Annotated in this window: 26 protein-coding genes and 1 pseudogene; 14 read left to right on the forward strand and 13 right to left on the reverse strand. The window is 71.5% G+C overall.

The features are described 5' to 3' along the window. Window positions 1-16: 16 nt before the first annotated feature. Window positions 17-2,044, reverse strand: a complete 2,028-nt coding sequence (locus ABZ441_RS22810) for a heavy metal translocating P-type ATPase (RefSeq protein ID WP_358977219.1) — start codon at window positions 2,042-2,044, stop codon at window positions 17-19. 97 nt (window positions 2,045-2,141) lie between these two features. Between ABZ441_RS22810 and ABZ441_RS22815 the strand changes: the two genes are divergently transcribed. Together ABZ441_RS22815 and ABZ441_RS22820 are read left to right on the forward strand one after the other, a co-directional pair. Beyond that, window positions 2,142-2,528, forward strand: coding sequence for a metalloregulator ArsR/SmtB family transcription factor (locus ABZ441_RS22815; RefSeq protein ID WP_358977222.1), 387 nt, complete (start codon window positions 2,142-2,144; stop codon window positions 2,526-2,528). 49 nt (window positions 2,529-2,577) lie between these two features. Then, entirely contained in the window at window positions 2,578-3,585 is a 1,008-nt protein-coding gene (locus ABZ441_RS22820) for an MsnO8 family LLM class oxidoreductase (protein WP_358977225.1), read from the forward strand. On the opposite strand, the gene ABZ441_RS22825 is transcribed toward ABZ441_RS22820, so the two are convergent. The 5 genes and pseudogenes from ABZ441_RS22825 to ABZ441_RS22845 all read right to left on the reverse strand — a co-directional run bounded on the left by ABZ441_RS22825 (window position 3,578) and on the right by ABZ441_RS22845 (window position 7,560). Then, window positions 3,578-3,979: a DUF2267 domain-containing protein gene (locus ABZ441_RS22825; protein ID WP_358977359.1), complete on the reverse strand. Its 402-nt coding sequence runs from the start codon at window positions 3,977-3,979 to the stop codon at window positions 3,578-3,580. The genes ABZ441_RS22820 and ABZ441_RS22825 overlap by 8 nt on opposite strands. A 284-nt stretch (window positions 3,980-4,263) precedes the next feature. After that, window positions 4,264-4,875: pseudogene (locus tag ABZ441_RS22830) on the reverse strand (sigma factor-like helix-turn-helix DNA-binding protein); the annotation flags it as partial. 202 nt (window positions 4,876-5,077) lie between these two features. Further along, window positions 5,078-5,269: a DUF6381 family protein gene (locus ABZ441_RS22835; protein ID WP_358977229.1), complete on the reverse strand. Its 192-nt coding sequence runs from the start codon at window positions 5,267-5,269 to the stop codon at window positions 5,078-5,080. A 113-nt stretch (window positions 5,270-5,382) separates the two neighbouring features. Continuing rightward, window positions 5,383-6,003 (reverse strand): L-threonylcarbamoyladenylate synthase, encoded by a 621-nt coding sequence (locus ABZ441_RS22840; RefSeq protein ID WP_358977231.1) that lies wholly within the window; start codon window positions 6,001-6,003, stop codon window positions 5,383-5,385. Between the two features lie 195 nt (window positions 6,004-6,198). Beyond that, complete coding sequence (locus ABZ441_RS22845; protein ID WP_358977234.1) at window positions 6,199-7,560, reverse strand: FAD-dependent oxidoreductase; 1,362 nt, start codon at window positions 7,558-7,560, stop codon at window positions 6,199-6,201. A gap of 322 nt (window positions 7,561-7,882) precedes the next feature. Here ABZ441_RS22845 and ABZ441_RS22850 point away from each other — a divergent pair, with 322 nt between their 5' ends. After that, complete coding sequence (locus ABZ441_RS22850; protein WP_358977237.1) at window positions 7,883-8,326, forward strand: nitroreductase family deazaflavin-dependent oxidoreductase; 444 nt, start codon at window positions 7,883-7,885, stop codon at window positions 8,324-8,326. A gap of 69 nt (window positions 8,327-8,395) precedes the next feature. On the opposite strand, the gene ABZ441_RS22855 is transcribed toward ABZ441_RS22850, so the two are convergent. The 3 genes from ABZ441_RS22855 to ABZ441_RS22865 form a co-directional block, all read right to left on the reverse strand. After that, on the reverse strand, window positions 8,396-9,325 hold the full coding sequence (locus tag ABZ441_RS22855) for a PmoA family protein (protein ID WP_358977240.1): 930 nt from the start codon (window positions 9,323-9,325) through the stop codon (window positions 8,396-8,398). Beyond that, window positions 9,322-10,485 (reverse strand): Gfo/Idh/MocA family oxidoreductase, encoded by a 1,164-nt coding sequence (locus tag ABZ441_RS22860; RefSeq protein WP_358977243.1) that lies wholly within the window; start codon window positions 10,483-10,485, stop codon window positions 9,322-9,324. Before ABZ441_RS22860 ends, ABZ441_RS22855 begins: the two co-directional genes overlap by 4 nt. A gap of 106 nt (window positions 10,486-10,591) precedes the next feature. Then, window positions 10,592-11,566 (reverse strand): acetylxylan esterase, encoded by a 975-nt coding sequence (locus ABZ441_RS22865; protein WP_358977246.1) that lies wholly within the window; start codon window positions 11,564-11,566, stop codon window positions 10,592-10,594. Window positions 11,567-11,695: 129 nt separating this feature from the next. Between ABZ441_RS22865 and ABZ441_RS22870 the strand changes: the two genes are divergently transcribed. After that, a complete protein-coding gene (locus ABZ441_RS22870; RefSeq protein WP_358977249.1) occupies window positions 11,696-11,971 on the forward strand; it encodes a DUF2087 domain-containing protein in 276 nt (91 codons plus the stop codon). 107 nt (window positions 11,972-12,078) lie between these two features. Here the strand turns inward: ABZ441_RS22870 and ABZ441_RS22875 are convergent, their stop codons facing one another. Continuing rightward, window positions 12,079-12,903 carry an aldo/keto reductase gene (locus ABZ441_RS22875; protein WP_358977252.1) on the reverse strand — a complete coding sequence of 275 codons (825 nt, stop codon included), beginning with the start codon at window positions 12,901-12,903 and terminating at the stop codon, window positions 12,079-12,081. A 292-nt stretch (window positions 12,904-13,195) separates the two neighbouring features. Between ABZ441_RS22875 and ABZ441_RS22880 the strand changes: the two genes are divergently transcribed. Then, complete coding sequence (locus ABZ441_RS22880; protein ID WP_358977255.1) at window positions 13,196-14,497, forward strand: alpha/beta fold hydrolase; 1,302 nt, start codon at window positions 13,196-13,198, stop codon at window positions 14,495-14,497. Window positions 14,498-14,517: 20 nt separating this feature from the next. Here ABZ441_RS22880 and ABZ441_RS22885 read toward each other — a convergent pair whose 3' ends face one another. Then, complete coding sequence (locus ABZ441_RS22885) at window positions 14,518-15,090, reverse strand: rhodanese-like domain-containing protein (RefSeq protein ID WP_358977257.1); 573 nt, start codon at window positions 15,088-15,090, stop codon at window positions 14,518-14,520. Between the two features lie 200 nt (window positions 15,091-15,290). On the opposite strand from ABZ441_RS22885, the gene ABZ441_RS22890 reads away from it, so the two are divergent. From ABZ441_RS22890 to ABZ441_RS22925, 8 genes are all read left to right on the forward strand, one after another. Then, window positions 15,291-16,022 (forward strand): PIG-L deacetylase family protein, encoded by a 732-nt coding sequence (locus tag ABZ441_RS22890; RefSeq protein ID WP_358977259.1) that lies wholly within the window; start codon window positions 15,291-15,293, stop codon window positions 16,020-16,022. Window positions 16,023-16,161: 139 nt separating this feature from the next. Beyond that, the gene (locus tag ABZ441_RS22895; RefSeq protein ID WP_358977261.1) at window positions 16,162-16,761 is read left to right on the forward strand and encodes an XRE family transcriptional regulator; all 600 of its coding nucleotides are present in this window, start codon (window positions 16,162-16,164) and stop codon (window positions 16,759-16,761) included. Between the two features lie 102 nt (window positions 16,762-16,863). Next, entirely contained in the window at window positions 16,864-17,832 is a 969-nt protein-coding gene (locus ABZ441_RS22900) for an NADPH:quinone oxidoreductase family protein (protein WP_358977263.1), read from the forward strand. After that, entirely contained in the window at window positions 17,829-19,022 is a 1,194-nt protein-coding gene (locus ABZ441_RS22905) for an acyl-CoA dehydrogenase family protein (protein ID WP_358977265.1), read from the forward strand. Before ABZ441_RS22900 ends, ABZ441_RS22905 begins: the two co-directional genes overlap by 4 nt. Continuing rightward, window positions 19,019-20,140, forward strand: a complete 1,122-nt coding sequence (locus tag ABZ441_RS22910) for an acyl-CoA dehydrogenase family protein (RefSeq protein WP_358977267.1) — start codon at window positions 19,019-19,021, stop codon at window positions 20,138-20,140. Before ABZ441_RS22905 ends, ABZ441_RS22910 begins: the two co-directional genes overlap by 4 nt. A gap of 224 nt (window positions 20,141-20,364) precedes the next feature. Continuing rightward, window positions 20,365-21,231, forward strand: a complete 867-nt coding sequence (locus ABZ441_RS22915) for a phosphatidylinositol-specific phospholipase C/glycerophosphodiester phosphodiesterase family protein (protein WP_358977269.1) — start codon at window positions 20,365-20,367, stop codon at window positions 21,229-21,231. A gap of 138 nt (window positions 21,232-21,369) precedes the next feature. Further along, window positions 21,370-21,564, forward strand: a complete 195-nt coding sequence (locus tag ABZ441_RS22920; RefSeq protein ID WP_099177066.1) for a hypothetical protein — start codon at window positions 21,370-21,372, stop codon at window positions 21,562-21,564. A 162-nt stretch (window positions 21,565-21,726) separates the two neighbouring features. After that, window positions 21,727-22,476, forward strand: a complete 750-nt coding sequence (locus ABZ441_RS22925; RefSeq protein WP_358977272.1) for a hypothetical protein — start codon at window positions 21,727-21,729, stop codon at window positions 22,474-22,476. 5 nt (window positions 22,477-22,481) lie between these two features. Here ABZ441_RS22925 and ABZ441_RS22930 read toward each other — a convergent pair whose 3' ends face one another. Both ABZ441_RS22930 and ABZ441_RS22935 read right to left on the reverse strand, forming a co-directional pair. Beyond that, the gene (locus ABZ441_RS22930) at window positions 22,482-23,096 is read right to left on the reverse strand and encodes an endonuclease (protein WP_358977274.1); all 615 of its coding nucleotides are present in this window, start codon (window positions 23,094-23,096) and stop codon (window positions 22,482-22,484) included. After that, window positions 23,093-23,275 carry a DUF6480 family protein gene (locus ABZ441_RS22935; RefSeq protein WP_358977276.1) on the reverse strand — a complete coding sequence of 61 codons (183 nt, stop codon included), beginning with the start codon at window positions 23,273-23,275 and terminating at the stop codon, window positions 23,093-23,095. The genes ABZ441_RS22930 and ABZ441_RS22935 overlap by 4 nt, the downstream gene beginning before the upstream one ends. Before the next feature lie 128 nt (window positions 23,276-23,403). On the opposite strand from ABZ441_RS22935, the gene ABZ441_RS22940 reads away from it, so the two are divergent. Beyond that, complete coding sequence (locus tag ABZ441_RS22940; protein ID WP_358977278.1) at window positions 23,404-24,642, forward strand: aromatic acid exporter family protein; 1,239 nt, start codon at window positions 23,404-23,406, stop codon at window positions 24,640-24,642. The last annotated feature ends 8 nt before the right edge of the window (window positions 24,643-24,650 follow it).

A 24,650-nucleotide genomic window follows, 5' to 3' on the forward strand; every position in this document is an offset into this window, starting at 1 on the left:
CGTGGGTGGGGTCGCGTCAGCCGGTGGCCGAGGCCGGCCCGACTACCGCCGGTGCTCCGGCCCTGCCCTGACCGGCCGCGCGGCTCCAGGCTGTTTCGCGCAGCAGGCGGAGGCCGTTGAGGCCCACGATGACGGTGGAGCCCTCGTGCCCCAGCACGCCCAGCGGCAGCGGAAGGTGGGCGAAAAGGTCCCAGGCGACCAGGACGAAGATGAACGAACCGGCGAGGACCAGGTTCTGCACGACCAGCCGGCGGGTGGCCCGGGAGAGGGCGACGACCGTGGGCACGGCGGCCAGTTCGTCGCGGATGATGACGGCGTCCGCGGTCTCCAGGGCGAGATCGGACCCGGCCCGCCCCATCGCGATCCCGACGTGCGCGGCGGCCAGCGCGGGTGCGTCGTTGACTCCGTCGCCCAGGACCAGAACCCTGTGGCCGGCCCGCTCACGCTCGCGGACGACGGCCGCCTTGTCCTGGGGGAGGAGCCCGGCCCGCACGTCGGTGATGCCGGCCTCGACGGCCAGCCGGGCGGCGGAGCGCGGATTGTCCCCGGTCAGCAGCATGGGGGAGCCGCCGGTCAGCCGGGCCAGTGAGGTGACGGTGGCCGCCGCGTCGCGCCGGATGCGGTCGGCGATGCCCAGGACACCGACCGGCAGGCCGTCGCGCAGGACGAGTACCGCCGTGCACCCGGTCTCCTCCAGTGCGACGGCTTCGGCTGCGGCTCGGGACGCCGCGGGCGATCCGGTGTCGTGAAGCAGCCGGGTGGGGGAGCCGACCGCGATGCGGTGGCAGCCGACGGTGGCGGTGACACCTGTGCCCGGGGCCGAGATGAACTCCGAAGCCGGGAGCAGCGGCAGGCCACGCTCCCGGGCCGCACTCACGACGGCGTGGGCCAGGGGGTGTTCACTGGGGTGCTCGGCCGCGGCGGCCAGTGCCAGCAGTGCGTCGTCGGTGAGTCCCGCTCCGGGCAGGGAGCGGACGGCGGCGATGCGGGGGGCACCCTCCGTGAGGGTTCCGGTCTTGTCCAGGGCTACCGTATCGGCCTGTCCGAGGCGCTCCATGACGACTGCGGACTTGACGAGGACGCCGTGGCGCCCCGCGTTTGCCATGGCTGAGAGCAGGGGCGGCATGGTCGCGAGGACCACGGCGCAGGGGGAGGCCACGATCATGAACGTCATGGCGCGCAGCAGGCTGCCTGTCAGGTCGTCGCCGAATGCGAGGGGTACGAGGAAGACGGCCAGGGTCGCGGCCACCATTCCGAGCGAGTAGCGCTGCTCGACCTTCTCGATGAACAGCTGGGTGGGTGCCTTGGTCCGGGAGGCCTCCTCGGTCATCGCGACGATGCGGGCGATCACCGATTCGGAGGCGTCCCGTTCGACGGCGACCTTCAGCGTGCCCGTACCGTTCAGCGTCCCGGCGAACACCTCGTCCCCGGGTTCCTTGGGTGCCGGCAGCGGTTCGCCGGTGATGGTGGCCTGGTCGACGTCGCTGGCACCGGCGAGGACCCGGCCGTCGGCGCCGACGCGTTCACCGGGCCGGATCCGGATGACATCACCGACCACGAGGTCCTCGGTGGCGACGTTCTCCTCCTCGTCACCCGCGGTGACGCGTGAGGCCGTGGCCGGGGCGAGGTCGAGGAGTCCGCGGACCGCGTCCTGGGTGCGCGCGGTGGCCAGCGCCTCGAGTGCGCCGGAGGTCGCGAAGATGACGATCAGCAGCGCCCCGTCCATCACCTGCCCGATCGAGGCCGCGCCGAGCGCCGCGACGATCATCAGCAGGTCCACGTCCAGGACCTTCTCCCGGAGCTCCCGCAGGCCCGACAGGGCTGGCTCCCAGCCTCCGGCGGCGTAGGCGAGGGCGTACAGCGGACCCCACGCCCAGGCCGGGGCGCCGGCCAGCTCCAGTGGGAGCGCGAGCAGGAACAGTGCCAGAGCGGCTCCCGCCCACCGGGCCTCGGACAGGGCGAGAACGCTCGTGCGGCGCCGGGGCACGCCGCCCGGCGTGGCCGAGGCGCTGCGCGAGGGGCGCGGGAGGACATCAGCGGGCATGTGGGAACGACCCCTCACAGGCGGTGGGAACGGCAACGTCCTCACCGTACAGGAATATATGAACAGGTCTTCATGTGTCATCCGTAGAATGGGCGTCATGGGTCACGGACGCGACGAGCAGAGCACCGCCACCACCCGGGAGCGCCTGGACGCCGTGGGAGCGGCGGGTGTCGCCTCGACCCTCCAGGCACTGGCCACGCCCTCCCGGCTGCGGATTCTGGCGCGCCTCCAGGAGGGGCCCTGCGCGGTCGGCGACCTTGCCGAGGCGGTGGAGATGGAGCCCTCGGCCTGCTCCCACCAACTGCGTCTCCTGCGGAACCTGGGGCTGGTCGCGGGCGAGCGTCAAGGGCGTTCCATCGTGTATTCCCTGTACGACCATCACGTAGCCGAACTCCTCGACCAGGCCCTCTATCACGTCGAGCACCTGCGGCTCGGACTTCGTGACATGCCCGCCGAGACCTCCGCGGCGGCCTCGGGACGCTGAGTTCCGGGCGGCCCGGGAATCTGGCCGCGCCCGCGGCGTTGAACCGTGTGTGAGCTCTTCCAACGCATCGACCCGCTTCTCCTTCCTGGACCGTTCCCGCACCCGCGAGGGTCACGACGCCCCGCAGGCGCTGCGGGACACCGTCGCACTGGCGGGCGCGGCCGAGGCTCTCGGCTACCACCGCTTCTGGGTGTCCGAGCACCACAGCGTTCCCGGCGTGGCCGGTTCGGCGCCGACGGTGCTGGCCGCCGCCGTCGCGGCCGCGACCTGCACCATCAGGGTCGGGACCGGCGGGGTGATGCTCCCGAACCATCAGCCTCTCGTCGTGGCCGAGCAGTTCGGGGTGCTCGCTTCTCTCTTCCCGGGCCGGATCGACATGGGGCTGGGGCGATCGGTCGGCTTCACCGACGGGATCCGCAGGGCCCTCGGCCGGGACAAGGAGGACGCCGACGCCTTCGCCGGGCAGCTCGCCGAGGTCCTCGGATGGCTGGACGGCACCCAGCAGACCCACCCCCAGGTCCATGCCCTTCCGGCCGAGGGGCTGCGCATCCCTCCCTACGTCCTGGCGACCGGCCGGGGCGCCGCCATCGCCGCCGGGGCAGGTCTGCCGCTCGTCGTGGGTGATCTCCGGGGCCGCGACAAGCTGATCCGGGCGGTCGAGACTTACCGCAGTGACTTCCGGCCCTCGGTGTGGGGCGCTGAGCCCTATGTGATCGTGGCCGGGACCGTGGCGGTCGCCGCCACCGAGGAGGAGGCGCGGCGACTGCTGATTCCCGAAGCCTGGTCCATGGCGTACGCGCGCACCCACGGCACGTTCCCGCCGCTGGCCCCGGCCGAGCGGATCGAAGCTCTGGCCATGACGGAGAAGGAGCGCGCGCTGTTCGAGGACGGGCTGCGCGGACATCTGGCGGGGACCGAGGACGCGGTGGCCGCAGGAATCGAGGCGGTGGTCAGGGAGACCGGTGCGGACGAGGTGCTGGTCACCACAAGCACCTACGACCGTGAGGCGCTGGTGGACTCGATGCGGCGGCTCGCGGGTATCGCGGGTATCAGCTGAGTGAGCGGTCGCTTCCGGGGTGCCCGAACAACAGGTCGTACCCCGGGGGCAGTTGCAGCAGGAGGCGCTGAAGCAGTTCCTCACCCGAGGCGTCGGCCACCACACTGAGCACCGCGCCGGTGTCCCAGGCCGCCGTCCGCTCACTCGCGCCCTCGATCCAGGCGGACACCGCGCGTACGAACCGCTCGGAGCTGAGTGGTTCGGCGGCCTGCAGGGGGTTCAGGAGAACGAGCGCGAACGTCTCGGGGAGCCGGGCGGCCAGTTCGTTGCGCTCCTCGCCGACCAGATGCGCTCCGAGCAGTGCCAGCACCACGCGTGACGCGCGCTCCGCCTCCAGGGCCGATGGATAGGCGCCGCGTTCCTGCACGGCCTCCAGGAACGCCTGCCATCTCATGTACGTCACCGGGCCCCCTTCGCGGAGCGCGAGCGGAGAGCGGGACGGGGGAGGGGAAGCCCGTTGCCCCGCCCTCCGCGTATCCACCGCATGTCGCCTCATTTCCGGTCTTAACATCGGTCGGCGGAGAGGGCAAGCGGGGCGCGGTCCCGCGGCCTCCCGAGTGTGGGTTCCAGAAGCCCTCCCGGGGGTTGATCATGGGGGCCGGCGCAACAGGGCATTCCTGCGGGTGATCGGCCGTGTACCGGTCGAGTCCGGCCGGTGGACGACAACGATCGGGCGGCTCACCAGAGTTCGTGCCGAGTGCCGTCGGCGACGGCGACGGCGCGGAGCTCGTCCGGGTTGGCCACGTTGTGGATGGTCGAGATGCGGCCCTCGGGGTCGAAGTCGAAGGTCATCGTGGCGATCACGCGGTCCGGTCCGCGGAAGACCACCCCCGGGCCGCCGTTGATCCAGGTGATCTCCGCCCGCATCTGCCCGGGATCGACGCCCTGGTAGGTCACGGTGCCGAGCGCGGCGAACCAACCGGCCACGGTCTCCAGCCCGACGACCGGCTTGAGGGCCTGGCGGACCTTGCCGCCGCCGTCCGTCCACAGCGTCACGTCCGGGGAGAGCACCTCCATGAGGGTGTTGATGTCGCCGCCCGTCGCCGCCGCGAAGAAGCGCTCGGTGACCTCACGCCGGCCGGCGCGATCCGCGGTGAAACGAGGCCGACGGGCCCGGACGTGCTCGCGGGCGCGGTGCGCCGCCTGCCGGACCGCCGGCTCCGTACGTTCCACCGCCTCCGCGATCTCGGCATGGCTGAAGGCGAAGACCTCCTTCAGCACGAAGACCGCCCGCTCCAGCGGGCTCAGCGTCTCCAGCACGACCAGCAGGGCCATGGAGACCGGGTCCGCAGTGGCGCCGCCCCCGCGCACCATCGCACCCGCACCACCCCGGACGAGCAGAATCAGGCCCCGGCCACTTGGCCACGAGCCCCACCGGAAGCGGACCGCGCCGGTCACCGCTCGTCACTTAGCCGTGGCACACACGGTCACGGTCGGCGTGGAAGCCGGCTCCCCGAGGAGTTCGGAGTCGACCGCGAAGCCGCGCCGCTGGTTACTCCATGGGGTAGATGTCCCCGCTCGCCATGCCGCTGACCTGCACGCTCTGAGATTCGAGTCGGCGTGCTTCGTCCTTGAGACGCCGCCGTTCCGCAGGGTCGGTGGCCTGCTCGGCGGCCTTCTCGAGATCCTTGGCCCGGCCGCGCATCTGCTGGAGACGGCCCCGGACATCTTCTGACTCGCTCATGATCACTCCCTGGCGCTGGGCGGAGCGGACCCCTCCACCGAACCAGGCACCCGGGGGTGCGCGCATCTCAGCGAGGACGCCGCGAGCGCGGAGTGACCGTGAGGAGCGGTGTCCTACTCGAACCGCGTCAGGTCGCCGGCCCCCCGGCGTACGACCTCCAGCTCGCCACCGGAGAAATCGATGACGGTGGTCGGCTCGGTCCCGCAGTCACCGGAGTCGAGCACGACGTCCACGACATGGTCGAGACGCTCCTTGATCTCCCAGCCCTGCGTCAGCGGCTCCTCCTCGTCCGGCAGGAGCAGCGTGCTGGACAGCAGCGGCTCACCGAGCTCGGCCAGAAGCGCCTGCGTGACGGTGTGATCGGGGATGCGGACGCCGACGGTCTTCTTCTTCGGGTGCAGCAACTGGCGCGGCACCTCTTTGGTGGCGGGGAGGATGAAGGTGTAACTCCCGGGCGTCGCCGCCTTGATGGCGCGGAACACGTCGTTGTCGACCTGGACGAACTGGCCGAGCTGCGAGAAGTTCTGGCACACCAGGGTGAAGTGGTGCCGGTCGTCGAGGTTACGGATCGACCGGATGCGGTCGATCCCGTCACGGCTGCCCAGCTGGCATCCCAGGGCGTAGCAGGAATCGGTCGGATACGCGACGAGGGCGCCGGACCGGATGCTCTCGGCCACGTTGGTGATGGTGCGGCGCTGCGGGTTCTCGGGGTGCACATCGAAGTACTTGGCCATTGGGCGAGTCTACGGCCTCGGAGTGTCAGCCTCCCGCTCACCGGGAGCCGGTGCAGGGCGGCATGGCGCGCAGGACCGGTCAGGTCTGCGGCCGACCGCGCCGGCACCCAAGGCGCGCTTTTCTGCTCCGGACAGCACCGCGCCCCCGGTGCCCGTTCGACGCGGGTACGGGGGCGCGGTGCCTGCGGCCGGGGGTCAGGCCCCGGAGGCGTCCAGCATCGCCCTGCGCTCGACGACCTTGACGCGCTCACGGCCCTGCTCGGCGCCCAGCGCCTGCTCGTGGGCGTCCAGCCGGTGCCAGCCCTCCTTGGTGGTGTACCGGATACCGCGCTGCTCCAGGAAGTCCACGACCGCGTCCGGCCCGGGCTGCGCGGGGGCGGGCAGTCGTCCTGCGGCGTGGTCCTCCAGCAGGCAGGCCACGGTCTCGTTCGCGTCGCCCTTGGTGTGGCCGATCAGGCCGATCGGACCGCGCTTGATCCACCCGGTGACGTACACCGAGGGCATCGGTTCGTCACCGGCCAGAACACGTCCGGCCGCGTGAGGGACGGTGCCGGAGACCACGTCGAAGGGCAGCTTCGGGAGCTCCTCCGAGTAATAACCGACCGCACGGTAGACGCTCTGAACGTCCCAGTCCGTGTGGCGGCCCGTGCCCTTGACGTTGCCGGTGCCGTCCAGTTCCGTGCGCTCGGTACGCAGGGCGACGACGCGGCCGTCCTCGCCGACGACCTCCACCGGGGACTCGAAGAAGTGCAGGAACAGCTTGTGCGGGCGGTCGCCCACGTCGCGGATCGCCCAGTTCTCCAGCGTCGAGGCCACCATGTTGGCCTGCTTGTTCTCCCGCCGGGTTGCGATCGAGCCCTCGTCGTAGTCGATGTCCTCGGGGTTGACGATTACCTCGATGTTCGGCGAGTGGTCCAGCTCGCGCAGCTCCATCGGGCTGAACTTCGCCTGGGCGGGCCCGCGCCGTCCGAAGACGTGCACCTCCAGGGCCTTGTTCGCCTTGAGCCCGTCGTAGACGTTCGCGGGGATCTCGGTCGGGAGCAGCTCGTCCGCCGTCTTGGCGAGGATGCGCGCCACGTCCAGGGCCACGTTGCCGACGCCGAGCACGGCGACCTTCTCGGCCTCCAGCGGCCAGGTGCGGGGGACCTCGGGGTGCCCGTCGTACCAGGCCACGAAGTCCGCCGCCCCGTAGGAACCCCCGAGCTCGATACCGGGTATGTCGAGGGCGCGGTCGGCGTCGGCGCCGGTGGAGAAGATCACGGCGTCGTAGAAGGACCGCAGGTCGTCCAGGCAGATGTCGTCCGGGTAGGCGACGTTGCCGAAGAGCCGCAGCTGCGGCTTGTCCAGCACCTGGTGGAGCGCCTTGACGATGCCCTTGATCCGCGGGTGGTCCGGAGCCACTCCGTACCGGATCAGGCCGAAGGGAGCGGGCATGCGCTCGAACAAGTCGATCGATACGCCCGGCTCCTGGGCGGCCTCGGACTTGAGAAGCGCGTCCGCTGCGTAGATTCCGGCGGGACCGGCTCCGACGATGGCGACGCGGACGGGGCGTGTCATGGAGTGTTGTTCCTTAGGGCGGACGACCAAGGGCAGAGTACAGCGGGGTAAGGCTTGGCTTACTCCGCTGCCCCTACGGTACGGCCTGTGCGCGCGAGTCTCCGGGGCGGGGCGAGTGGATTTTACGAAAATATATGGACGTATCGGCCCGTAAGGGGCTGGATTCCGTGAGTGGAGGCCGCCCCCGCCGTCTCACGCAGGTCCAGGGAATGAGACGACGGCTGGTGGGCAGGCTGTACGCCGGTGTCTCTGCAGGCTCCCGGTCCACGGCGCAGCCATGATGGGCACACGACCGCACCACTCCGACGAGAGGACAGTTGCCATGCCGATCGAGGGCGAGTACGAGCCGAGCCCGACGACGTGGGTCCGTGAGCAGGTCGAGCTCATCGAGAGCTCAGGCGGTACGCAGGGGACCACCCTGCGCGGCATGCCCGTCATCCTTCTCACGACGCGCGGTGCCAAGAGCGGCAAGCTCCGCAAGACTCCGCTCATGCGGGTCGAGCACGACGGTGAGTACGCCGTGGTCGCCTCCCTCGGCGGAGCCCCCAAGCACCCCGTGTGGTACCACAACGTGCAGGCCGACCCGCAGGTGGAGCTGCGGGACGGGACGGCGCTGCACGACATGGTCGCCCGCGAGGTCACGGGCGAGGAGAAGGCCCTCTGGTGGGGCCGGGCCGTCGAGGCCTTCCCCGACTACGCCGACTACCAGGACAAGACCGACCGGGAGATTCCCGTCTTCGTGCTCTCCGCGGCCGCGAAGGACTGAGGGCACTCCCGGGAGCGGATCGGCCGGAGCCGGAGCATGCGGGGGAACCTGCTGCCCGGGTCCGGTCCGCTACCAGGACAGGCCCCCGACCGCGGAGGCGATCCGGTCGCGCTCCCAGGCCCCGTCGGCGACCAGCACCCGGTATCGGCGGGTCAGGGTCGCCCCCGGGGCCAGCACCAGCTCCTCGTGGAAGGCGAACGAGGGGGCGACAGCCGCGAAGCTGGAGTTGCGCACGAACCAGTGAGCCGGATGCGTGCCGTGTGCGCCGGTGTGGTCGTTCTCGGGGGAGTGGACGAAGACGAGCGTCGCGTGCCCGTCCGCCTCGTCGTGCTCACCGCTGTACGCGAGCCAGGGCGCCTGCTGCCCCATCATCTCCGGCCCCTCGGCGTCCGGGGCGATGATCCGTCCGTCCCGGAAGGCGCGCGGCCCCCGCCAGAAGAGGCCGGTGTACCCCGCGGCCGGCCGGCCGTGCGTCGTCGGACTGCCGAACCGCAGCGGTTCCCCGCGCCGGTTGGTGACCGCGGACGACCACGTCAGTGCCCAGCTGCCGGTCACGGCATCGACGTCGTGGACCTCGATGCGACGCGTCTCCTCGGCCCAGAGTTCCCCGCCGTGCGGATGCCACGTCAGCCGTTCCGAGAACCTGACCCCGTCGTCGTGCACCGACACCTCGTCGAAACAGGCGTGCGCCATGGACCCGACGCGCTCCGGGAGTGCCAAGTACCCCTCGCCGTGCACATAGCTGTTGCCGCCCCACAGGTTCGCGCCCGAAAGGTGCGAGGCTGTCATCTGCAGGCCCTTGTGCCAGCGGTGGTCGTTGGGCCGGTACCCGGTCACCACCCGCCCGGACAGTGTGCGCAGCGGATGGATGTAGGGCTTGGGGGCCTCCCACGCGTCCTCGGCCCGGTAGACGTAGCGCAGCAGTTCCACCCCGCTTCCCGTCGCCGTGACGGAGAGGTGGTCACCGTGCCGGTGCGCGAGCTCCACGGTCCGATTCATGCCGGGACCTCCGCCGACCGCTCCCGGTGCTCCGGGGCCCAGCCGGGAGCGTTGCCGTGCAGCGCCCCGTAGTAGGGATCGCCGGGACCTATCTCCCCGGCCCGCACGGTCGACCCGGTGAAGGCCGCCTTGTACAGCGCGGCGACCAGTTCGAGGCTCTTGCGGCCGTCCGTGCCGCTGCTCCGCGGCCTGCGTCCGGCCCGCAGGTCCGCCAGCAGGCCCTTGAGCTGTGCCTCGTGCGAGCTTGGCACATCGGGCCCGAAGTCCCGCCAGACGTCCGCCTCTTCGGACGTGACTCCGGGGGCCGGTGTGATCCGCCAGTCCGCGTTGCGATGCTCGTACAGATGAACGAGCTCGACCGTCGCCCGTTCGCAGTCGATCCGGATCCGGCTGACCTCGTCCGGGCTGAGCACGCTGTTGACCACCGTGGCCAACGCGCCGTTCCCGAAACGGATCAGCGCGGTGGAGACGTCCTCCGTCTCGACGTCGTGGACCAGCCGCCCCGCCATCGCGCGGATCTCCGCCCACGGGCCCAGCAGATCGAGCAGCAGATCCATCTGGTGGATGCCGTGCCCCATCGACGGGCCGCCGCCCTCGCTGCTCCATGTGCCGCGCCAGGGAACGGAGTAGTACGCCTCGTCCCTGAACCAGGTCGTCTGGCAGTGGGCCACCAGCGGCCGGCCCATGGCCTGTCCGGCGAGCAGGTCCCTCACGTGGCGTGATCCCGAGCCGAAGCGGTGCTGGAACACGATCGCCGCGTGCGGACCGGCGCCGTCGGGGCCCTCTGCCGCCTCGATCGCGTCGAAGTCCTCCAGCGACGGGCAGGGCGGCTTCTCGCACCACACCCAGGCCCCGGCGCGCAGTGCGGCCACGGTCTGGTCGCGGTGGAAGCGGGGCGGGGTGGCGAGAGTGACCAGGTCCGGGCGCTGCTCGGTGAGCATCAGGCCGAGGTCGGTGTACGGGTGCGCGATCCCCGCGTCGGTGCAGAACGCCGTCACCGCCGCCGCGTCCACGTCGACCGCGGCGACGATCTCCAACGGCTGCCCGGCGGCGAGGGCGGTCAGCGCGGGCAGATGACTGCCACGCGCGATCGCACCCGTGCCGACGATCGCGACCCGCACCGGCTCCCGGTGCGAAGTATTGCTGGCCGTGACAAACACCCCTTCGGCTGAAGAAAGAGGCGCCCGCCGGACAGCAAGCGCTTTCTCCCGGGAAACCTAGGCTCCGCGCGTGAGGCGGGTCAAGGGTCCCGGCGGCGTGCGTGCGTCAGGCCTTCAGCAGCCGCGGCAGTCGCCTGAGCTGCACGGCATGCTGGAACGGGCCTCCGCCCTCATGGTCGTTGAAGTCGTACACCTCGATCTCCTTGTCCGCGTGTGCGTACGCGTTGTACGCGGCGAACACGGTGGACGGCGGGCAGGTCAGGTCCTCCATGGCCACGGAGAACAGCGCGGGTGCCCGCCCCCGTGCGGCGAAGTGCACCCCGTCGAAGTAGGCGAGGGTCCTCGCCGTCCGCTCGGCCCGGCCCCGGTGCGTCTTGAGGTAGTCGCCGATCTCGCGGTACGGCTTGCGGTCGGTCATCCGGGTCGCCCGGGGGAAGTCGCAGAGGAACGGCACGTCCGGCGCGACGGCCGCCAGGTCGGGCACCAGCCCTCCGGCCGCGAGGGCGAGGCCGCCGCCCTGGCTCGCGCCGATCGCGGCGGTCCGCGACGCGTCGGCCAGCGGGTGCGAGCGTGCCGCCTCCACCGCGCGCACAGCATCCGTGATCACCCTGCGGTAGTAGTACGTGGCCGGGTCCTCGATGCCCTGGGTCATGAATCCCGGCAGGGAGGGGCCTGAGCCGACGGGGTCGGCGGTGTCGCCCGGGGCCCAGCCGCTGCCCTGGCCGCGGGTGTCCATCACGAAGTGGGCCATTCCGGCGGAGGCCCAGAGCAGGTGCGCGTGAGGCAGGCTCCGCCCTCCGCCGTAGCCGATGTACTCCACGACCACCGGGAGGGGTTCGGTGGTCCCCGCGGGAAGTACGAACCAGCCCTTGACGGGGTGACCGCCGAAGCCGGCGAACGTCACGTCGTACACGTCGACCGTGACGAGGCCCGTGCCTGCGCGCAGCTCGAAGCGGGCATCCAGATCGTGGGTTCTCGCCTCGTCGAGCGTGTCCGACCAGAACGTGTCGAAGTCCTCTGGCTCCACCGACCGGCTGCGGTAGGTGTGCAGTTCGTCGAGAGGCAGGTCGAAGAGGGCCATGTGGAACCGCCTTGGGTCGTCAGGTGAATGAATGGTCACACCGTACGGCGGTCTGCCCGAACGTCAACCGGCTCCCGCATCGCGGGAAAACGCCTTGCCGGTCCGACCGGCTGCTGCGAGTCTTCCGGCATGTCCGAGACCCGAGCCCACGGTTCACGTCAGGTTGCCGCCCTCTTCTCGGGTGGGCGCCTGACGGCGATCCCCCGGAAACCCGCCCGCCGTGAGCAGCTGCTGGAGCACCTCGCGCACACGCTCTTCGAACGGGACCGCGTCTACACGGAGCGCGAGGTCAACGACGCTCTGCTCACGGTGCATGAGGACTGCTCCGCCCTGCGCAGGTACCTCGTGGTCGCCGGGCTGCTGGAGCGGCCCAGGGACGGCAGCAGCTACCGGCGTGGCCGGTGACCTGCTGGTCGTCCCGGCCGTGTTCGTGGGACGCGGCCGGGCAGGAGTGAGGCGCCTGTCCGGCTCGATGCCCGGCCTCCGGCGCGCGAACGGGACGTCACGGCCTGTCAGTTGAGGGTGTCGGGGTCGGGGCCGGTGCGCATGCCGCGGTCCAGGCCCGCGATCGCGTCCATGTCGGCGGCGGAGAGCTCGAAGTCGAAGACGTCGATGTTCTGCCGGATCCGTGCGGGGGTGACCGACTTCGGGATCACGACGCTGCCGATCTGGAGGTGCCAGCGCAGAACCACCTGGGCCGGCGTCTTCCCGTGGCGCCCGGCGACGGAGAGGATCGTCCCGTCGTCCAGCAGGGCGCCCTGGGCCAGCGGGCTCCAGGCCTCGGTCACGATGCCGTGCTCGGCGTGCATCGCGCGCAGCTCGCTCTGCTGGAGCCCGGGGTGCAGTTCGATCTGGTTGACGGCGGGGACGAGGGGGCTCTCCTCCCGCAGCCGGCGCAGGTGCGCGGGCTGGAAGTTCGAAACGCCGGCGGCGCGGATCCGGCCGTCGGCCAGCAGCTTCTCCAGGGCTCGCCAGGTGTCGGCGTACAGGTCACGGGCCGGAGCGGGCCAGTGGATGAGGTAGAGGTCCACATGGTCGAGGCCGAGCAGGTTCAGGCTCGAGTCGAAAGCCGCGAGTGTGGCCTCGTGCCCCTGATCCGCGTTCCAGAGCTTCGTCGTGACGAACAGCTCCTCGCGGGGAATCCCCGACTCGGCCAGCGCGCGGCCCACGCCCGCCTCGTTGCCGTAGACGGCTGCGGTGTCGATGGAGCGGTATCCCGCCTCCAGTGCGCCGGTGACCGCGGCGGTGGTCTCGTCGTCGGGGACCTGGAAGACACCGAACCCGAGCTGCGGAATCGTGACGCCGTTGTTGAGCGTGACGGTGGGGACCGTGGACATGGCTGCGCCTCTCACTGGTGTCGGACCCGGTCGATCCGCGCACGATGGTTACTGGCGACCACAATAATTGCGTACGCGGGTTAGTTGCAAACGCCGGTAAATGCGCCTCCGGTGCTGTTGTCACTCACTGCGAGCTGCATACAGCGCGCGTGCCACCACGTCGGTGGTGCCGGGTGCGCGGCGGCCAGTGGCTCCGCGCGGCCCCCGGGGCGGTATGCGTCAGGGGTGCGGCCGGTCGCAATTCGATGATGTGCTGAACTGTCCGGGAAACAGCGGACACAGGGGAGTTTCTTTGAGCAGCTATCGCCAGCCCGGCGTCGTCTTCACCGACCGATGGTTCACGGTCCCGCTCGACCATGACGACCCGGACGGCGAGAAGATCGAGATCTTCGGCCGTGAAGCGGTGGCCGGCGACAGGGGCGCGGAACACCTGCCCTGGTTGGTCTACCTGGAAGGCGGCCCCGGTTTCGGCGCGCGCCGCTTCGTCGGTGCGGAGGCATGGCTGGGCCGGGCGGTGCGTGAGTTCCGTGTGCTGCTCCTGGACCAGCGCGGCACCGGCCTGTCCACCCCAGCCAACCGGCAGACCCTGCCGATGCGCGGCGGCCCGCACGCACAGGCCGACTACCTCGCCCACTTCCGTTCCGACAGCATCGTCCGCGACTGCGAACTGATCCGCCCCCGGCTCACCGGTGGCGCACCCTGGACCGTCCTGGGGCAGTCCTTCGGCGGCTTCTGTGCCGTCCGCTATCTGTCGGCCTCCCCGGAGGGGCTGGCCGCCGTCCTGATCACCGGCGGTCTGCCCTCCCTGGACGCGCATGCCGACGACGTCTACCGGGCCGGATACCCCCGCATCGAGCGGAAGGTGGCCGCGCACTACGGGCGTTACCCGCAGGACGTCGCGCGTGCCCGCGCTATTGCTGCCTACCTCGCCGAGCACCGCCCGGACGGCGCCGGGTACACGCTGACACCCGAGGCGTTCCAGTCCCTCGGCATCATGCTGGGCTCCGGCGGCGGCAGTCACCAGCTGCACTACCTGCTGGAGAACGCCTTCGTCGAGGGCCCGCACGGGGCCGAGCTGTCCGACGCCTTCCAGGAGGCCGTGCGGACGGCCACCTCGTTCGCGGGCCACCCGCTGTACGCCCTCATGCACGAGGCGATCTACGGCCAGGGCGCGCGGCCCACGGACTGGGCGGCCGAACGCGTCCGCGCCGAGTTCCCGCAGTTCGACGCCACCGCCGCACTGGCGGGCGACGGCCCCGTGTTCTTCACCGGGGAGAGCATCCACCCCTGGCACTTCGACGTCGACCCCGCGCTGCGCCCCCTGCGCGAGACGGCGGAGCTGCTCGCCGCCCGGACGGACTGGCCGCCCCTGTACGACGCCGAGCGGCTGGCGGCCAACGAGGTTCCGGTGGCCGCCGCCGTCTACCACGACGACATGTACGTGGACACCGGCCACGCGCTGCGTACCGCATCCTCGATCCGAGGTCTGCGTACATGGGTCACCAGTGAGTACGAGCACGACGGCCTGCGCGCGGGCGGCACCCACGTCCTGGACCGGCTGCTCGCCCTCGTGAGGGGCGAGAGCGACCGCTAGCCTCCGCCGCGCCGGACCCGTCAGCCCTGGAGGGCGTCCAGCGTGGCGTCGAGGCCGGCCGCCGACTGCGGGGCGCGGTTGTACGGAAGCCTCGCGAGGGCGGCGGCCATACCGCACGTGTTGCTCACCGCGGAGTAGACGAGACCGGCGCCGATGCCGGCCGACAGCCACCGCGCCGCCGGGAGGCGTCGGCCGGCCACCAGGCCGGCCACCACGAGGGACCCGGCGGCGAGGCGCACCTGGCGTTCCATCGGCCAGGTCGCCCGGGCGCCCACCGGACGGTCCAGTCCATGGCCGTCGCCCTCCCAGGCGGAGGTCCCGCCGGACAGGGTCGCGGCCTGGATGTCGGCGTCGGCGAGGATCTCGCACGCCCTGGTGGACCGCACGCCGGATGCGCACACCACCAGCAGGGAGCCGCGTGCGGAGGCCGACTTCAGGGCGGGCACCGCCTCGGGGAGCCGGTCGAGCGGAACGTTCAGGGCGCCGGGCACGTGTCCGGAGGCGTACTCGCCGGGAGCCCGGACGTCGATGACGGTGAAGTCCTCCAGCCTGGCTGCGGCCTCGGAGGGGGAGAGGGATGCGGGGCTGATCACGGGCGGGAATCCTTTCGGTCGCCGGAGCGGGGTCGGTCCGCGGTGATGCTCACCTCGGTACCCCGATAATACCCGTAGGGGTATATCTGGTGGAGCGGCCGGTCGTACGGCACGTCCGACCGGAGCAACTCCCTGCCCCTGCCCCGAGCCGCTTCCGGAATGCACGCATCCGCCTGCGTTCGCCGAATAACCTGCCCGACATGACACAGCAGCTGGAACCCATGCCCGCGGACTGGCGCCGTGCGCTGGCGGTGGTCGCCCACCCCGACGACCTGGAATACGGCTGCGCCGCAGCCGTGGCCGGATGGACCGACGAGGGTCGCGAGGTCACCTACCTCCTCGCCAGCCGCGGTGAGGCGGGGATCGACACGATCGCCCCCGATGTCTGCGCTCCGCTGCGGGAGCGTGAGCAGCGGGCCGGCGCCGCGGCCGTCGGCGTCGCCTCCGTGGAGTTCCTCGACCACCCTGACGGCGTCATCGAGTACGGCACCGCGCTGCGCCGCGACATCGCCGCCGCGGTCCGCCGCCACCGGCCCGAACTGCTCATCACCCTCAACCACCGCGACACCTGGGGCGGCGTCGCCTGGAACACCCCGGACCACCGAGCGGTCGGCCGCGCCACCCTGGACGCCGCGGGCGACGCGGGAAACCGCTGGATCTTCCCCGAGCTGCGCGAGCAGGGCCTGGAACCGTGGGACGGGGTGCGCTGGATCGCCGTAGCGGGTACCGACCGTCCCACCCATGCGGTCGACGCGACTTCCGGGTTCGAGCGTTCCGTCCAGTCGCTGCTGGCCCATCGCACCTACATCGAGGTGCTGACGGAGGAGGACCCGGAGGCGTACTGCCGTGCGTTCCTCACCGGCGCCGCCGGAGCGGCCGCCGAACGCTTCGGCGGCCGTCCGGCCGTCACCTTCGAGGTCTTCGCCCGTTGAACCGCCGGCCGGCTCGGGCCTGCCTGCTTCGCGCCCGGGCCGGGGCCGTCCCCCGTCACCGAGGCCGCCGGTCGGCCTGCCGCCTCGGGGCGCGGGCACCTGATTGACAAACGGGATTGCTGATTCTGCAATGGATGCCATGAAGGAACAGAATCAGGACGACCCCGAACTCGACGCCGTGCTCACCGGGGTCGGTCCGCGGCTCCGGCGGCTGCGCAAGGACCGGGGTGTGACGCTCGCGGGGCTGTCCGAGGCCACCGGAATCTCCGTCTCCACCCTGTCACGCCTCGAGTCCGGTGGGCGTCGCCCCAGCCTGGAACTGCTGCTCCCCATCGCCCGGGCCCATGAGGTGCCGCTCGACGATCTGGTCGGGGCCCCTCCGGTCGGCGATCCGAGGGTCAAGGCGAAGCCGATCGTGCACGGCGGGAAGACCTTCCTGCCGCTGACCGCCCGGCCTGGAGGTCTCCAGGCGTACAAGGTCGTGCAGGAGGCGGCCTGCCCCGAGGCCCCCGAGCAGCGCACCCATGAGGGATACGAGTGGCTGTACGTGCTCAACGGCCGGCTGCGGCTCAAGCTCGCCGAGCACGACATGGTCCTGGCCCCCGGGGAGGCCGCCGAATTCGACACCAGGCTCCCGCACTGGTTCGGCCCCGTCGGCGACGAGCCGGTCGAATTCCTCAGCCTGTTCGGGCCGCAGGGGGAACGCATGCACGTCAGGGCCAAGCCGAAGCGGTCATGAACGGGCCCGGGCCGACGCGTGCCAGGTGTTCCCACAGGGGCAAGCGACCGCTTAGTATGCCCCGGAGCAGTGGTAATGCCGACAGTGTTGTGGAGGCCCCTCATGCAGGCATGGCGAGTGCACCGGAACGGCGAGCCGAGCGAGGTGATGGAGCTCGAGGAGACGGACCGCCCGACCCCCGGGGACGGGCAGGTACTGCTCAAGGTGCGCGCGGCGAACATCAACTTTCCCGATGCGCTGCTCTGCCGCGGCCAGTACCAGGTGAGGCCCCCGCTGCCTTTCACCCCCGGTGTGGAGATCTGCGGCGAGACGGAGGACGGGCGCCGGGTGCTTGCCACCCCCGCCCTCCCGGAGGGCGGCTTCGCCGAGTACGTCGTCGCGGACGAGGCGGCCCTGCTGCCGGCCCCCGACGCCCTCGACGACGCCGAGGCGGCCGCACTGCACATCGGCTACCAGACCGGCTGGTTCGGTCTGCACCGGCGGGCACACCTGCAGGCCGGTGAGACGCTGCTGGTGCACGCGGCGGCGGGCGGCGTCGGCAGTGCCGCCGTCCAGCTGGGCAAAGCCGCCGGCGCCACCGTCATCGGGGTCGTCGGCGGACCCGAGAAGGCCGCCGTCGCCCGCGAACTGGGCTGCGACCTCGTCATCGACCGCCGGAGCGAGGACATCGTCGCGGCGGTCAAGGAGGCCACGGCCGGACGCGGCGCGGACGTCGTCTACGACCCGGTCGGCGGCGACGCCTATGCCAAGTCCGTCAAGTGCATCGCCTTCGAGGGACGTGTCGTCGTCGTCGGCTTCGCGAGCGGCGCCATCCCCACGCCCGGCCTGAACCACGCCCTGGTGAAGAACTACTCGATCGTCGGACTCCACTGGGGCCTGTACAACTCCAAGGACCCCGCAGCCGTCCGCGCCTGTCACGACGAGCTCACCAAGCTCGCGGCGCAGGGCGTCGTCAACCCGCTGATCAGCGAACGAGTCCCCATGGCGGAAGCGGCACGAGCCGTGCAGCGGGTCGCTGACGGCACCAGCACCGGACGCATCGTCGTCCTGCCGTCAGGAGACGCCCGATGAGTGCATCCCTCGACGCGGCGCAGATCCGCGGTCTCACTCAGGAACTGCTGGCCGCCCACCCCCCGGCCACCACCGGCCGCACCGACTTCCTCGAGGCGCGCTTCGACGCCGGGCTCGCGTGGGTGCACTACCCCGTCGGGCTCGGTGGACTCGACGCTCCTCGCTCGCTCCAGCCGGTGGTCGACGCCGAACTGGCCGCCGCCGGAGCTCCCGACAACGATCCGCGCCGCATCGGCATCGGTCTGGGCATGGCCGCGCCGACCATCCTCGGATTCGGGACCGACGAGCAGAAGCAGCGCTTCCTGCGCCCGCTGTGGGTGGGGGAGGAGGTGTGGTGCCAGCTCTTCAGCGAGCCCGGAGCCGGATCCGACCTCGCCGCGCTCGGTACGCGCGCGGTCAGGGACGACGGGGGCGACTGGGTGGTCGACGGACAGAAGGTCTGGACGTCCAGCGCCCACGTGGCGCGCTGGGCCATCCTGATCGCCCGCACCGACCCCGACGTCCCCAAGCACCGGGGGATCAGCTACTTCATCTGCGACATGACCGACCCCGGCGTCGAGGTGCGGCCGCTGCGCCAGATCACCGGCGAGGCCGAGTTCAACGAGGTCTTCCTCACCGGCGTACGCATCCCGGACAGCAGGCGCCTCGGTCCGGTGGGCGACGGCTGGAAGGTCGCCCAGACCACCCTGATGAACGAGCGCGTCTCCATCGGAGGGGCCCGCATCCCGCGTGAGGGCGGGATGATCGGAACCGTCGCGAAGACCTGGCGCGAAAGGCCCGGCCTGCGCACTCACGACCTTCACCAGCGGCTCCTCACGCTGTGGGTCGAGGCCGAGGTCGCCCGGCTCACGGGTGAGCGGCTGCGTCAGCAACTCGTCGCCGGACAACCGGGCCCCGAGGGTTCCGGCATGAAGCTCGCGTTCGCCCGCCTCAACCAGGAGATCAGCGGTCTCGAGGTGGAACTCCTCGGTGACGAGGGGCTGTTGTACGGCGACTGGACCATGTGCCGCCCGGAACTGGTCGACTTCACGGGACGCGACGCCGGCTACCGGTATCTGCGGTCCAAGGGCAATTCCATCGAGGGCGGTACGAGCGAGATCCTGCTCAACATCGTCGCCGAGCGCGTCCTCGGTCTGCCCGTGGAGCCGCGCAACGACAAGGACGTCGCCTGGAAGGACCTCGCCCGATGACCGCACTGACCGAACCCGCCCAGGCACCCGACCTGCTCTACTCGGAAGCCGAGGAGGACCTGCGGTCCGCCGTGCGCTCCCTGCTCGCCGACCGGGCCGACGCGCCGACGGTGATCGCCGGGATCGAGTCCGACACGCCGTACGACCTGCGGCTGTGGGAATCCCTCGCCTCGGGGATCGGAGCTGCCGGGCTGCTGGTCCCCGAGAAGTTCGGCGGTCAGGGCGCCACTCACCGGGAAGCCGCCGTGGTCCTGGAGGAGTTGGGGCGCAGCGTCGCCCCGGCGCCCTACCTGACCAGTGCCGTCGTCGCGACCGAGATGCTCCTCGCGCTGGGAGCCGACGACGGGCCGACCGTCGAACTCCTCGGCGAACTGGCGGCGGGGCGCAAGGTGGCCGTACTCGTCCTGCCCTTCGCCACAGCCCCCGCCGACGGAACCACGGCGATGACCGGGACCCTGGGGCGGACCGTGACCGGTGTCGCGGAGGCGGCGGCGGCCGACGTGCTGCTGGTGCCCACAGCGCAAGGGCTGTACGCGGTGGAGGCCCGCGGGGACGGTGTCACCGTCCAGCCCCACGTCCCGCTCGATCTGACCCGCCCGCTCGCCACCGTCACCCTGGACGGGGCCTCCGGCACCCTGCTCGCGGAGGCGGGGCCCTCGGCCGCGGCCGTGGGTGCCGGGCTTCTCGCCGGTGCCGGTCTGCTCGCGTCCGAGCAGCTCGGACTGGCCGAGTGGTGCCTGACCGAGACGGTCCGGCACACCCGCGAACGCCACCAGTTCAACAGGCCCGTCGGCTCGTTCCAGTCGCTCAAGCACCGCATGGCCCAGCTCTGGCTGGAGGTCGTCTCCGCGCGAGCCGCCGCCCGCAACGCCGCGGACGCGCTCGCGGCCGGAAGCCCGGACGCCCCGCTCGCGGTGGCCGTGGCGCAGGCCTACTGCTCCGGGGTCGCCGTGCACGCGGCGGAGGAGTGCGTCCAGTTGCACGGCGGCATCGGCATGACCTGGGAACACCCCGCACACCTCTATCTGAAGCGGGCCAAGGCCGACTCGATCGCGTACGGCACCGCGGGACGGCACCGCGAGTCCGTGGCCGGGCTGGTGGAGCTTCCAGCTCCCTGAGCCGGGCAGTGGGCGGGGGCACGCGTACTGACGTGCCCCCGCCCAGCCGTGCTCGGCGGGTGGCCGGAGCGCAGCAGAGGGAAACAGCAGGCGCAGCGTGGTCGGCGCGGGGACGACGGCCGTTCCAACTTTTGGCAGGTACCTGACTTTTTGGCGGCCGGTGCCTCCATACTCGTCGCGTTCCCCCGCCCGCTCCACCCCTACGACCGCCTCAGGGAGACCCCATGGCACACCTGACCCGTCGCAGAGTCCTCACCACCGCCGCCGCGGGCGCGCTCATTCCCGCGCAGGAAGCCGAAGCCGCGCCCGCCCGCCCCCGCGGTCCCCGCCCGTTGGCCAGGGCACACGCGCACAACGACTACCTGCACCCGCGCCCTCTGCACGACGCGCTCGCGCACGGATTCACCAGCGTCGAGGCGGACGTCTTCCTCGTCGACGGTGAACTGCTCGTCGCCCATGAGCCCGAGAGCCTCGACCCCACACGCACCCTCGTCTCGCTCTACCTGGACCCCCTGCTGGACCGGGTCCGCTCCCACCACGGCTCCGTCCACGCCGGACACCACGGCCCGCTGCAACTGCTGATCGACATCAAGACGGACGGCGCCGCCTACCTCGCTCTCGACCGGGTGCTCCGTCGCTACCGCCCGATGCTGACCCGCTCCGTCCACGGACGGGTCCGTACCGGCGCGGTCACCCCCGTCATCTCGGGAGACCGCGCCGCCCGCGCCCCGATGGAGGCGCAGACCACCCGGTACGCCTTCTACGACGGGCGGCCGGAAGACCTCGGCACCCCGGCACCGGCCTCCTTCATCCCGCTCATCAGCGGCAACTGGTCCACGAGCTTCAGCTGGCGGGGTGCCGGCCCCTTCCCCGGCGCCGAACGGGACAGGCTGCGCACGCTCGTCTCCGCCGCCCACGCCCGTGGACAACGGGTCCGCTTCTGGGGGACCCCCGACACCGCCGGCCCGGAACGTGACGCGCTGTGGACCGAACTCGTCGCCGCTGACGTCGACCACCTCAACACCGACGATCTGGCAGGACTCGAGACCTTCCTGCGGCGACGCGAGCCCGGCAACCGCGGAAGCGGCTGACCGGCGCGCCGGTCGCTGCGTCCGGTCACCGTCGGTCAACACCCGTTCGGCGGACACGCCAGTGCGCCGAACGGTCCCTCCGCTGCGCCACACTGGCGGCCGAATGCCGCAATTCCGGCGCGGCGGAGGAGGTTGGCCATGGCCATTTCGATCTCAGTGGTGCTGCTTCTGCTGATCCTCGCAGTGATCTTCCTGCGCAACGGCGGGCTCAAGATCTCGCACGCGATCGTCTGCGCCCTGCTGGGCTTCTTTCTCGCGGGTACGAGCATGGCTCCCACCATCCACGAGGGGATCACCGCCACGGCGAACGTGGTCAGCGGCCTGAGGCCCTGATTCCGCACGCACCGTCCGGGTGCGGGACAATGCAGGTCCGATCGTCGCACAGCGCCGCGCGGGGCCGACCGGGGCGATACCGTCGTCCCAGGCCCCCGCGCGTGCCTCGTGACATGGCTCGGGGCCCGACAGCCCCTGGCCACGCACCTGGAGAACGCACCAATGTCCTTCCCGCCCCCCGGACGGCACTCGGGCGCAGCCCACCACGAGTACTGCAACAACGCCCTGTGCTGCCGCTGCCAGCAGCGGCAGTGGACGACGAAGCTCGGCGACGAGCGCCTCTGCGGTCCGTGCGCAGCCTGCTGCCGCGACTGCGGCAGGGCACCCGCGCCCCACGTGGACGGGCTCGACGACGGGCTCTGCGCGGAATGCCGGGGGCAGTGCGGCCGATGTCAGCGGGCTTTGCCGGCCGAGGGACCCTGCGGCTGCCGTAAGTGGCGCGAGCGCGCGGGGGGCGACCCGGTCAACTACATCCTTCAGGCACTCCCGCAACCGCTGGTCCAGGCGCTCGGTCACCGGCACCCCCGTACCGTGCACGACCTGATCCACCGGGAGCTCGCCCGGCGCACCCCGGACCAGCTCCTGGAACGGCTCGAACGCCGGTGGAACGTCCGCTGGTCCCACGCCCTCCACGAGAAGGACGAGGACGGACGGCGCCGCTGGGCACCGCAGGAGATCGCCGAGGCGCTGGTCAGCCCCGGCCACTGTGCGAACCCCCAGTGCGAGGACGGCTACCTGCTCGCCACCGACACGCCGTGCGGTCAGTGCCTGCGCCCCACCCACCGTTTCGTCACGTCGGTGGCCGACCGGACGGCGACCTCGGACCACGCTCGCGCGGCCGCCGCGCAGATCCGGCGCGCTCTCGTGGAGAACCGATCCAGGAAGCCGGGCAAGCGGCGGCCGACGAACTGAGCGGCTCAGTCCTTGCCGAGCGCGCCCCGCACCAGTGCCGCGGCGACCACGGCGGGATCCCGGCCCTCCGCCAGCAGCACGAGCCGCTCGGGCGTGGTGGGAAGGCCGAGCCGCTCCGCGCCCTGCAGGGCTTTCGCGTCGAGGTAGGGCGCGATACCGGGCCACACCGTCTGCACCTCGCGCAGGAAGATGTCGGCGCCCGCAGGCCCGATGCCCGGAAAGCGCCGGAGCCCCGAGCGCAGCGCGTCCGTCTTCCCGTCCGCCTCCTCGCGCAGCCGCCGGAGGTCTCCGCCGTACGCGTCGAGGAGAAGCAGGGCACCGTCCCCCAGCTGGGTGGCCGTCCGTTCGTCGTACCGGCGGTAACCTCCGTCGCCCAGCGCGTCGACCCGCTCCTGCCAGCTTGCGTCGGCCATGCGGCGCGGCGTGCGCAACCGGTGGGCGAACAACGCCCGCGCCGCGCCCACCGCGATCTGCGCACGGATCCGCGCGCTCAGCAGATGGCTCAGGACCAGCAGCTGGTACAAGGGCTGAGGGGTGTCCCGCAGCCGGATACCCGCCTCCGCGGCAAACGTGGTGCCGTGTCGCTCGAGCAGCGCGTCCAGAGTCCCGCTCGCCGTCACGTGAATCCGAAGATGCGGGCGATGAAGTACCCGGCGACGACGACCGAGCCCAGCATCACCACGCTGGCCCAGACGACTGGGTGCTCCCAGATCCCTCCGTCGGCGCGCTCGACGTGTGCTTCGCTTATGCAGCCCTCGGCAGGAGGCGTTTCCCCCGGGGGCGTGAGTGAGATAGCCATGTATCCACCTTCCTCCCGAGCGGCCGGGACCGCGAGGCCGGTACCGATGGCGGTGCGGCGTACGTCCGTACGGAGTCGGACCGGTCACCGAAGCGCTGCGGGACTCCCTAACGGGGCACCGTCAAGGAATGCCTGCAGTCTCCGCGCCCGAGCCCGTCGTCAAACTCGTCCAGCGCACCACCGAGCCCGCCGCGGCCCAGACACTGCGGTCGACGGCTGCCGCGGTCATCGCCTTCGCGGTGGCCCAGACGGTTCTGCCCGCCCCGCATCCCGCCCCTCTCACCGCGCCACTCACCGCCCTCCTCGTGGTCCAGGTGACGCTCTACGCGACGCTCACGACGGGGATCAGGCGCGTGAACGCCGTGGTCGTCGGGGTTCTGATCGCCAGCGGTTTCAGCTCGCTGGTGGGCCTGAGCTGGTGGAGCCTCGGGCTGACCATCTTCACCTCACTGCTGATCGGACGACTGGTACGGGTCAACGAGTTCGTGCCCGAGGTGGCCATCAGCGCGATGCTGGTCCTCGGCGTCTCGCAGGTCGCCGCCACCGCGTGGGGACGCGTGCTGGAGACGCTCATCGGCGCCGGCGTCGGCCTGCTGTTCAACCTCCTGCTGGCACCGCCCGTCTGGGTCGAATCGGCGGGCGCCTCCATCGGCGGCCTGGGGAAGCGGATGGGAAGAATGCTGCGGGCCCTGGGCGAGGAGATCGGCGGCAACCATCCGGTGCGGGAGGCCGCCGCGCGCCTCCACGAAGCGCGCCGCCTGGACCACGACATCGTGGAGGTCGACGCGTCACTGCGCCGGGCCGAGGAGAGCCTGATGCTCAACCCCCGCGTCAGGCAGGGGCTCCTGCACCGCGTGGTCCTGCGGACCGGACTCGACACCCTGGAGATCTGTGCCGTGGTGCTGCGCGTCCTGACCCGGACGCTGACCGACCTCGCCAAGGCGCGTACCGAGGAGACGCTGTTCCCCGCGGACGTGGCCACGGATCTCGGGGAACTGTTCGTGCACATGTCCGACGCCGTCGAAGGGTTCGCGACGATGATCACCACCCCGATGGCGGAGAGCGGCGAAGAGGCCGAGGAGCGCCTGGCCGACTCGCTCGCCCGCAGTCGCGTGACGCGCGACCGCGTGGCCGATCTGCTGCTGGAGGACGTCCAGGAACACCCGCGGCAGTGGCAGCTGCACGGTGCCCTGCTCGCGGAGATCGACCGCATCCTCGACGAACTCGACATCGACAAGCGTACGGAGCGCCTGGCCGAAGAGCTGGACCGCCGTTCGGCCGAGGCCCACGAACGCCGGCCCCGGCTGAGGGAGGTGTCCCGTCGACTGCGCGGGGCGACGCAGATCCGGGTGCGGGCCGGCGGATGAGCACGTCG

Source organism: Streptomyces sp. NPDC005752, from assembly GCF_040630715.1.
In the GTDB taxonomy this organism is placed as follows: domain Bacteria; phylum Actinomycetota; class Actinomycetes; order Streptomycetales; family Streptomycetaceae; genus Streptomyces.

Bases quoted from the DNA above. Each gene is read 5' to 3' on its own strand.
- ABZ441_RS22910 (WP_358977267.1), top strand. From the start codon at position 19,019: ATGACCGCACTGACCGAACCCGCCCAGGCACCCGACCTGCTCTACTCG.
- ABZ441_RS22840 (WP_358977231.1), bottom strand. From the start codon at position 6,003: ATGGCCAAGTACTTCGATGTGCACCCCGAGAACCCGCAGCGCCGCACC.
- ABZ441_RS22895 (WP_358977261.1), top strand. From the start codon at position 16,162: ATGAAGGAACAGAATCAGGACGACCCCGAACTCGACGCCGTGCTCACC.
- ABZ441_RS22935 (WP_358977276.1), bottom strand. From the start codon at position 23,275: ATGGCTATCTCACTCACGCCCCCGGGGGAAACGCCTCCTGCCGAGGGC.
- ABZ441_RS22925 (WP_358977272.1), top strand. From the start codon at position 21,727: ATGTCCTTCCCGCCCCCCGGACGGCACTCGGGCGCAGCCCACCACGAG.
- ABZ441_RS22850 (WP_358977237.1), top strand. From the start codon at position 7,883: ATGCCGATCGAGGGCGAGTACGAGCCGAGCCCGACGACGTGGGTCCGT.
- ABZ441_RS22870 (WP_358977249.1), top strand. From the start codon at position 11,696: ATGTCCGAGACCCGAGCCCACGGTTCACGTCAGGTTGCCGCCCTCTTC.
- ABZ441_RS22815 (WP_358977222.1), top strand. From the start codon at position 2,142: ATGGGTCACGGACGCGACGAGCAGAGCACCGCCACCACCCGGGAGCGC.
- ABZ441_RS22915 (WP_358977269.1), top strand. From the start codon at position 20,365: ATGGCACACCTGACCCGTCGCAGAGTCCTCACCACCGCCGCCGCGGGC.
- ABZ441_RS22845 (WP_358977234.1), bottom strand. From the start codon at position 7,560: ATGACACGCCCCGTCCGCGTCGCCATCGTCGGAGCCGGTCCCGCCGGA.
- ABZ441_RS22900 (WP_358977263.1), top strand. From the start codon at position 16,864: ATGCAGGCATGGCGAGTGCACCGGAACGGCGAGCCGAGCGAGGTGATG.
- ABZ441_RS22835 (WP_358977229.1), bottom strand. From the start codon at position 5,269: ATGAGCGAGTCAGAAGATGTCCGGGGCCGTCTCCAGCAGATGCGCGGC.
- ABZ441_RS22905 (WP_358977265.1), top strand. From the start codon at position 17,829: ATGAGTGCATCCCTCGACGCGGCGCAGATCCGCGGTCTCACTCAGGAA.
- ABZ441_RS22855 (WP_358977240.1), bottom strand. From the start codon at position 9,325: ATGAATCGGACCGTGGAGCTCGCGCACCGGCACGGTGACCACCTCTCC.
- ABZ441_RS22890 (WP_358977259.1), top strand. From the start codon at position 15,291: ATGACACAGCAGCTGGAACCCATGCCCGCGGACTGGCGCCGTGCGCTG.
- ABZ441_RS22865 (WP_358977246.1), bottom strand. From the start codon at position 11,566: ATGGCCCTCTTCGACCTGCCTCTCGACGAACTGCACACCTACCGCAGC.
- ABZ441_RS22920 (WP_099177066.1), top strand. From the start codon at position 21,370: ATGGCCATTTCGATCTCAGTGGTGCTGCTTCTGCTGATCCTCGCAGTG.
- ABZ441_RS22825 (WP_358977359.1), bottom strand. From the start codon at position 3,979: ATGAGATGGCAGGCGTTCCTGGAGGCCGTGCAGGAACGCGGCGCCTAT.
- ABZ441_RS22875 (WP_358977252.1), bottom strand. From the start codon at position 12,903: ATGTCCACGGTCCCCACCGTCACGCTCAACAACGGCGTCACGATTCCG.
- ABZ441_RS22940 (WP_358977278.1), top strand. From the start codon at position 23,404: ATGCCTGCAGTCTCCGCGCCCGAGCCCGTCGTCAAACTCGTCCAGCGC.
- ABZ441_RS22810 (WP_358977219.1), bottom strand. From the start codon at position 2,044: ATGCCCGCTGATGTCCTCCCGCGCCCCTCGCGCAGCGCCTCGGCCACG.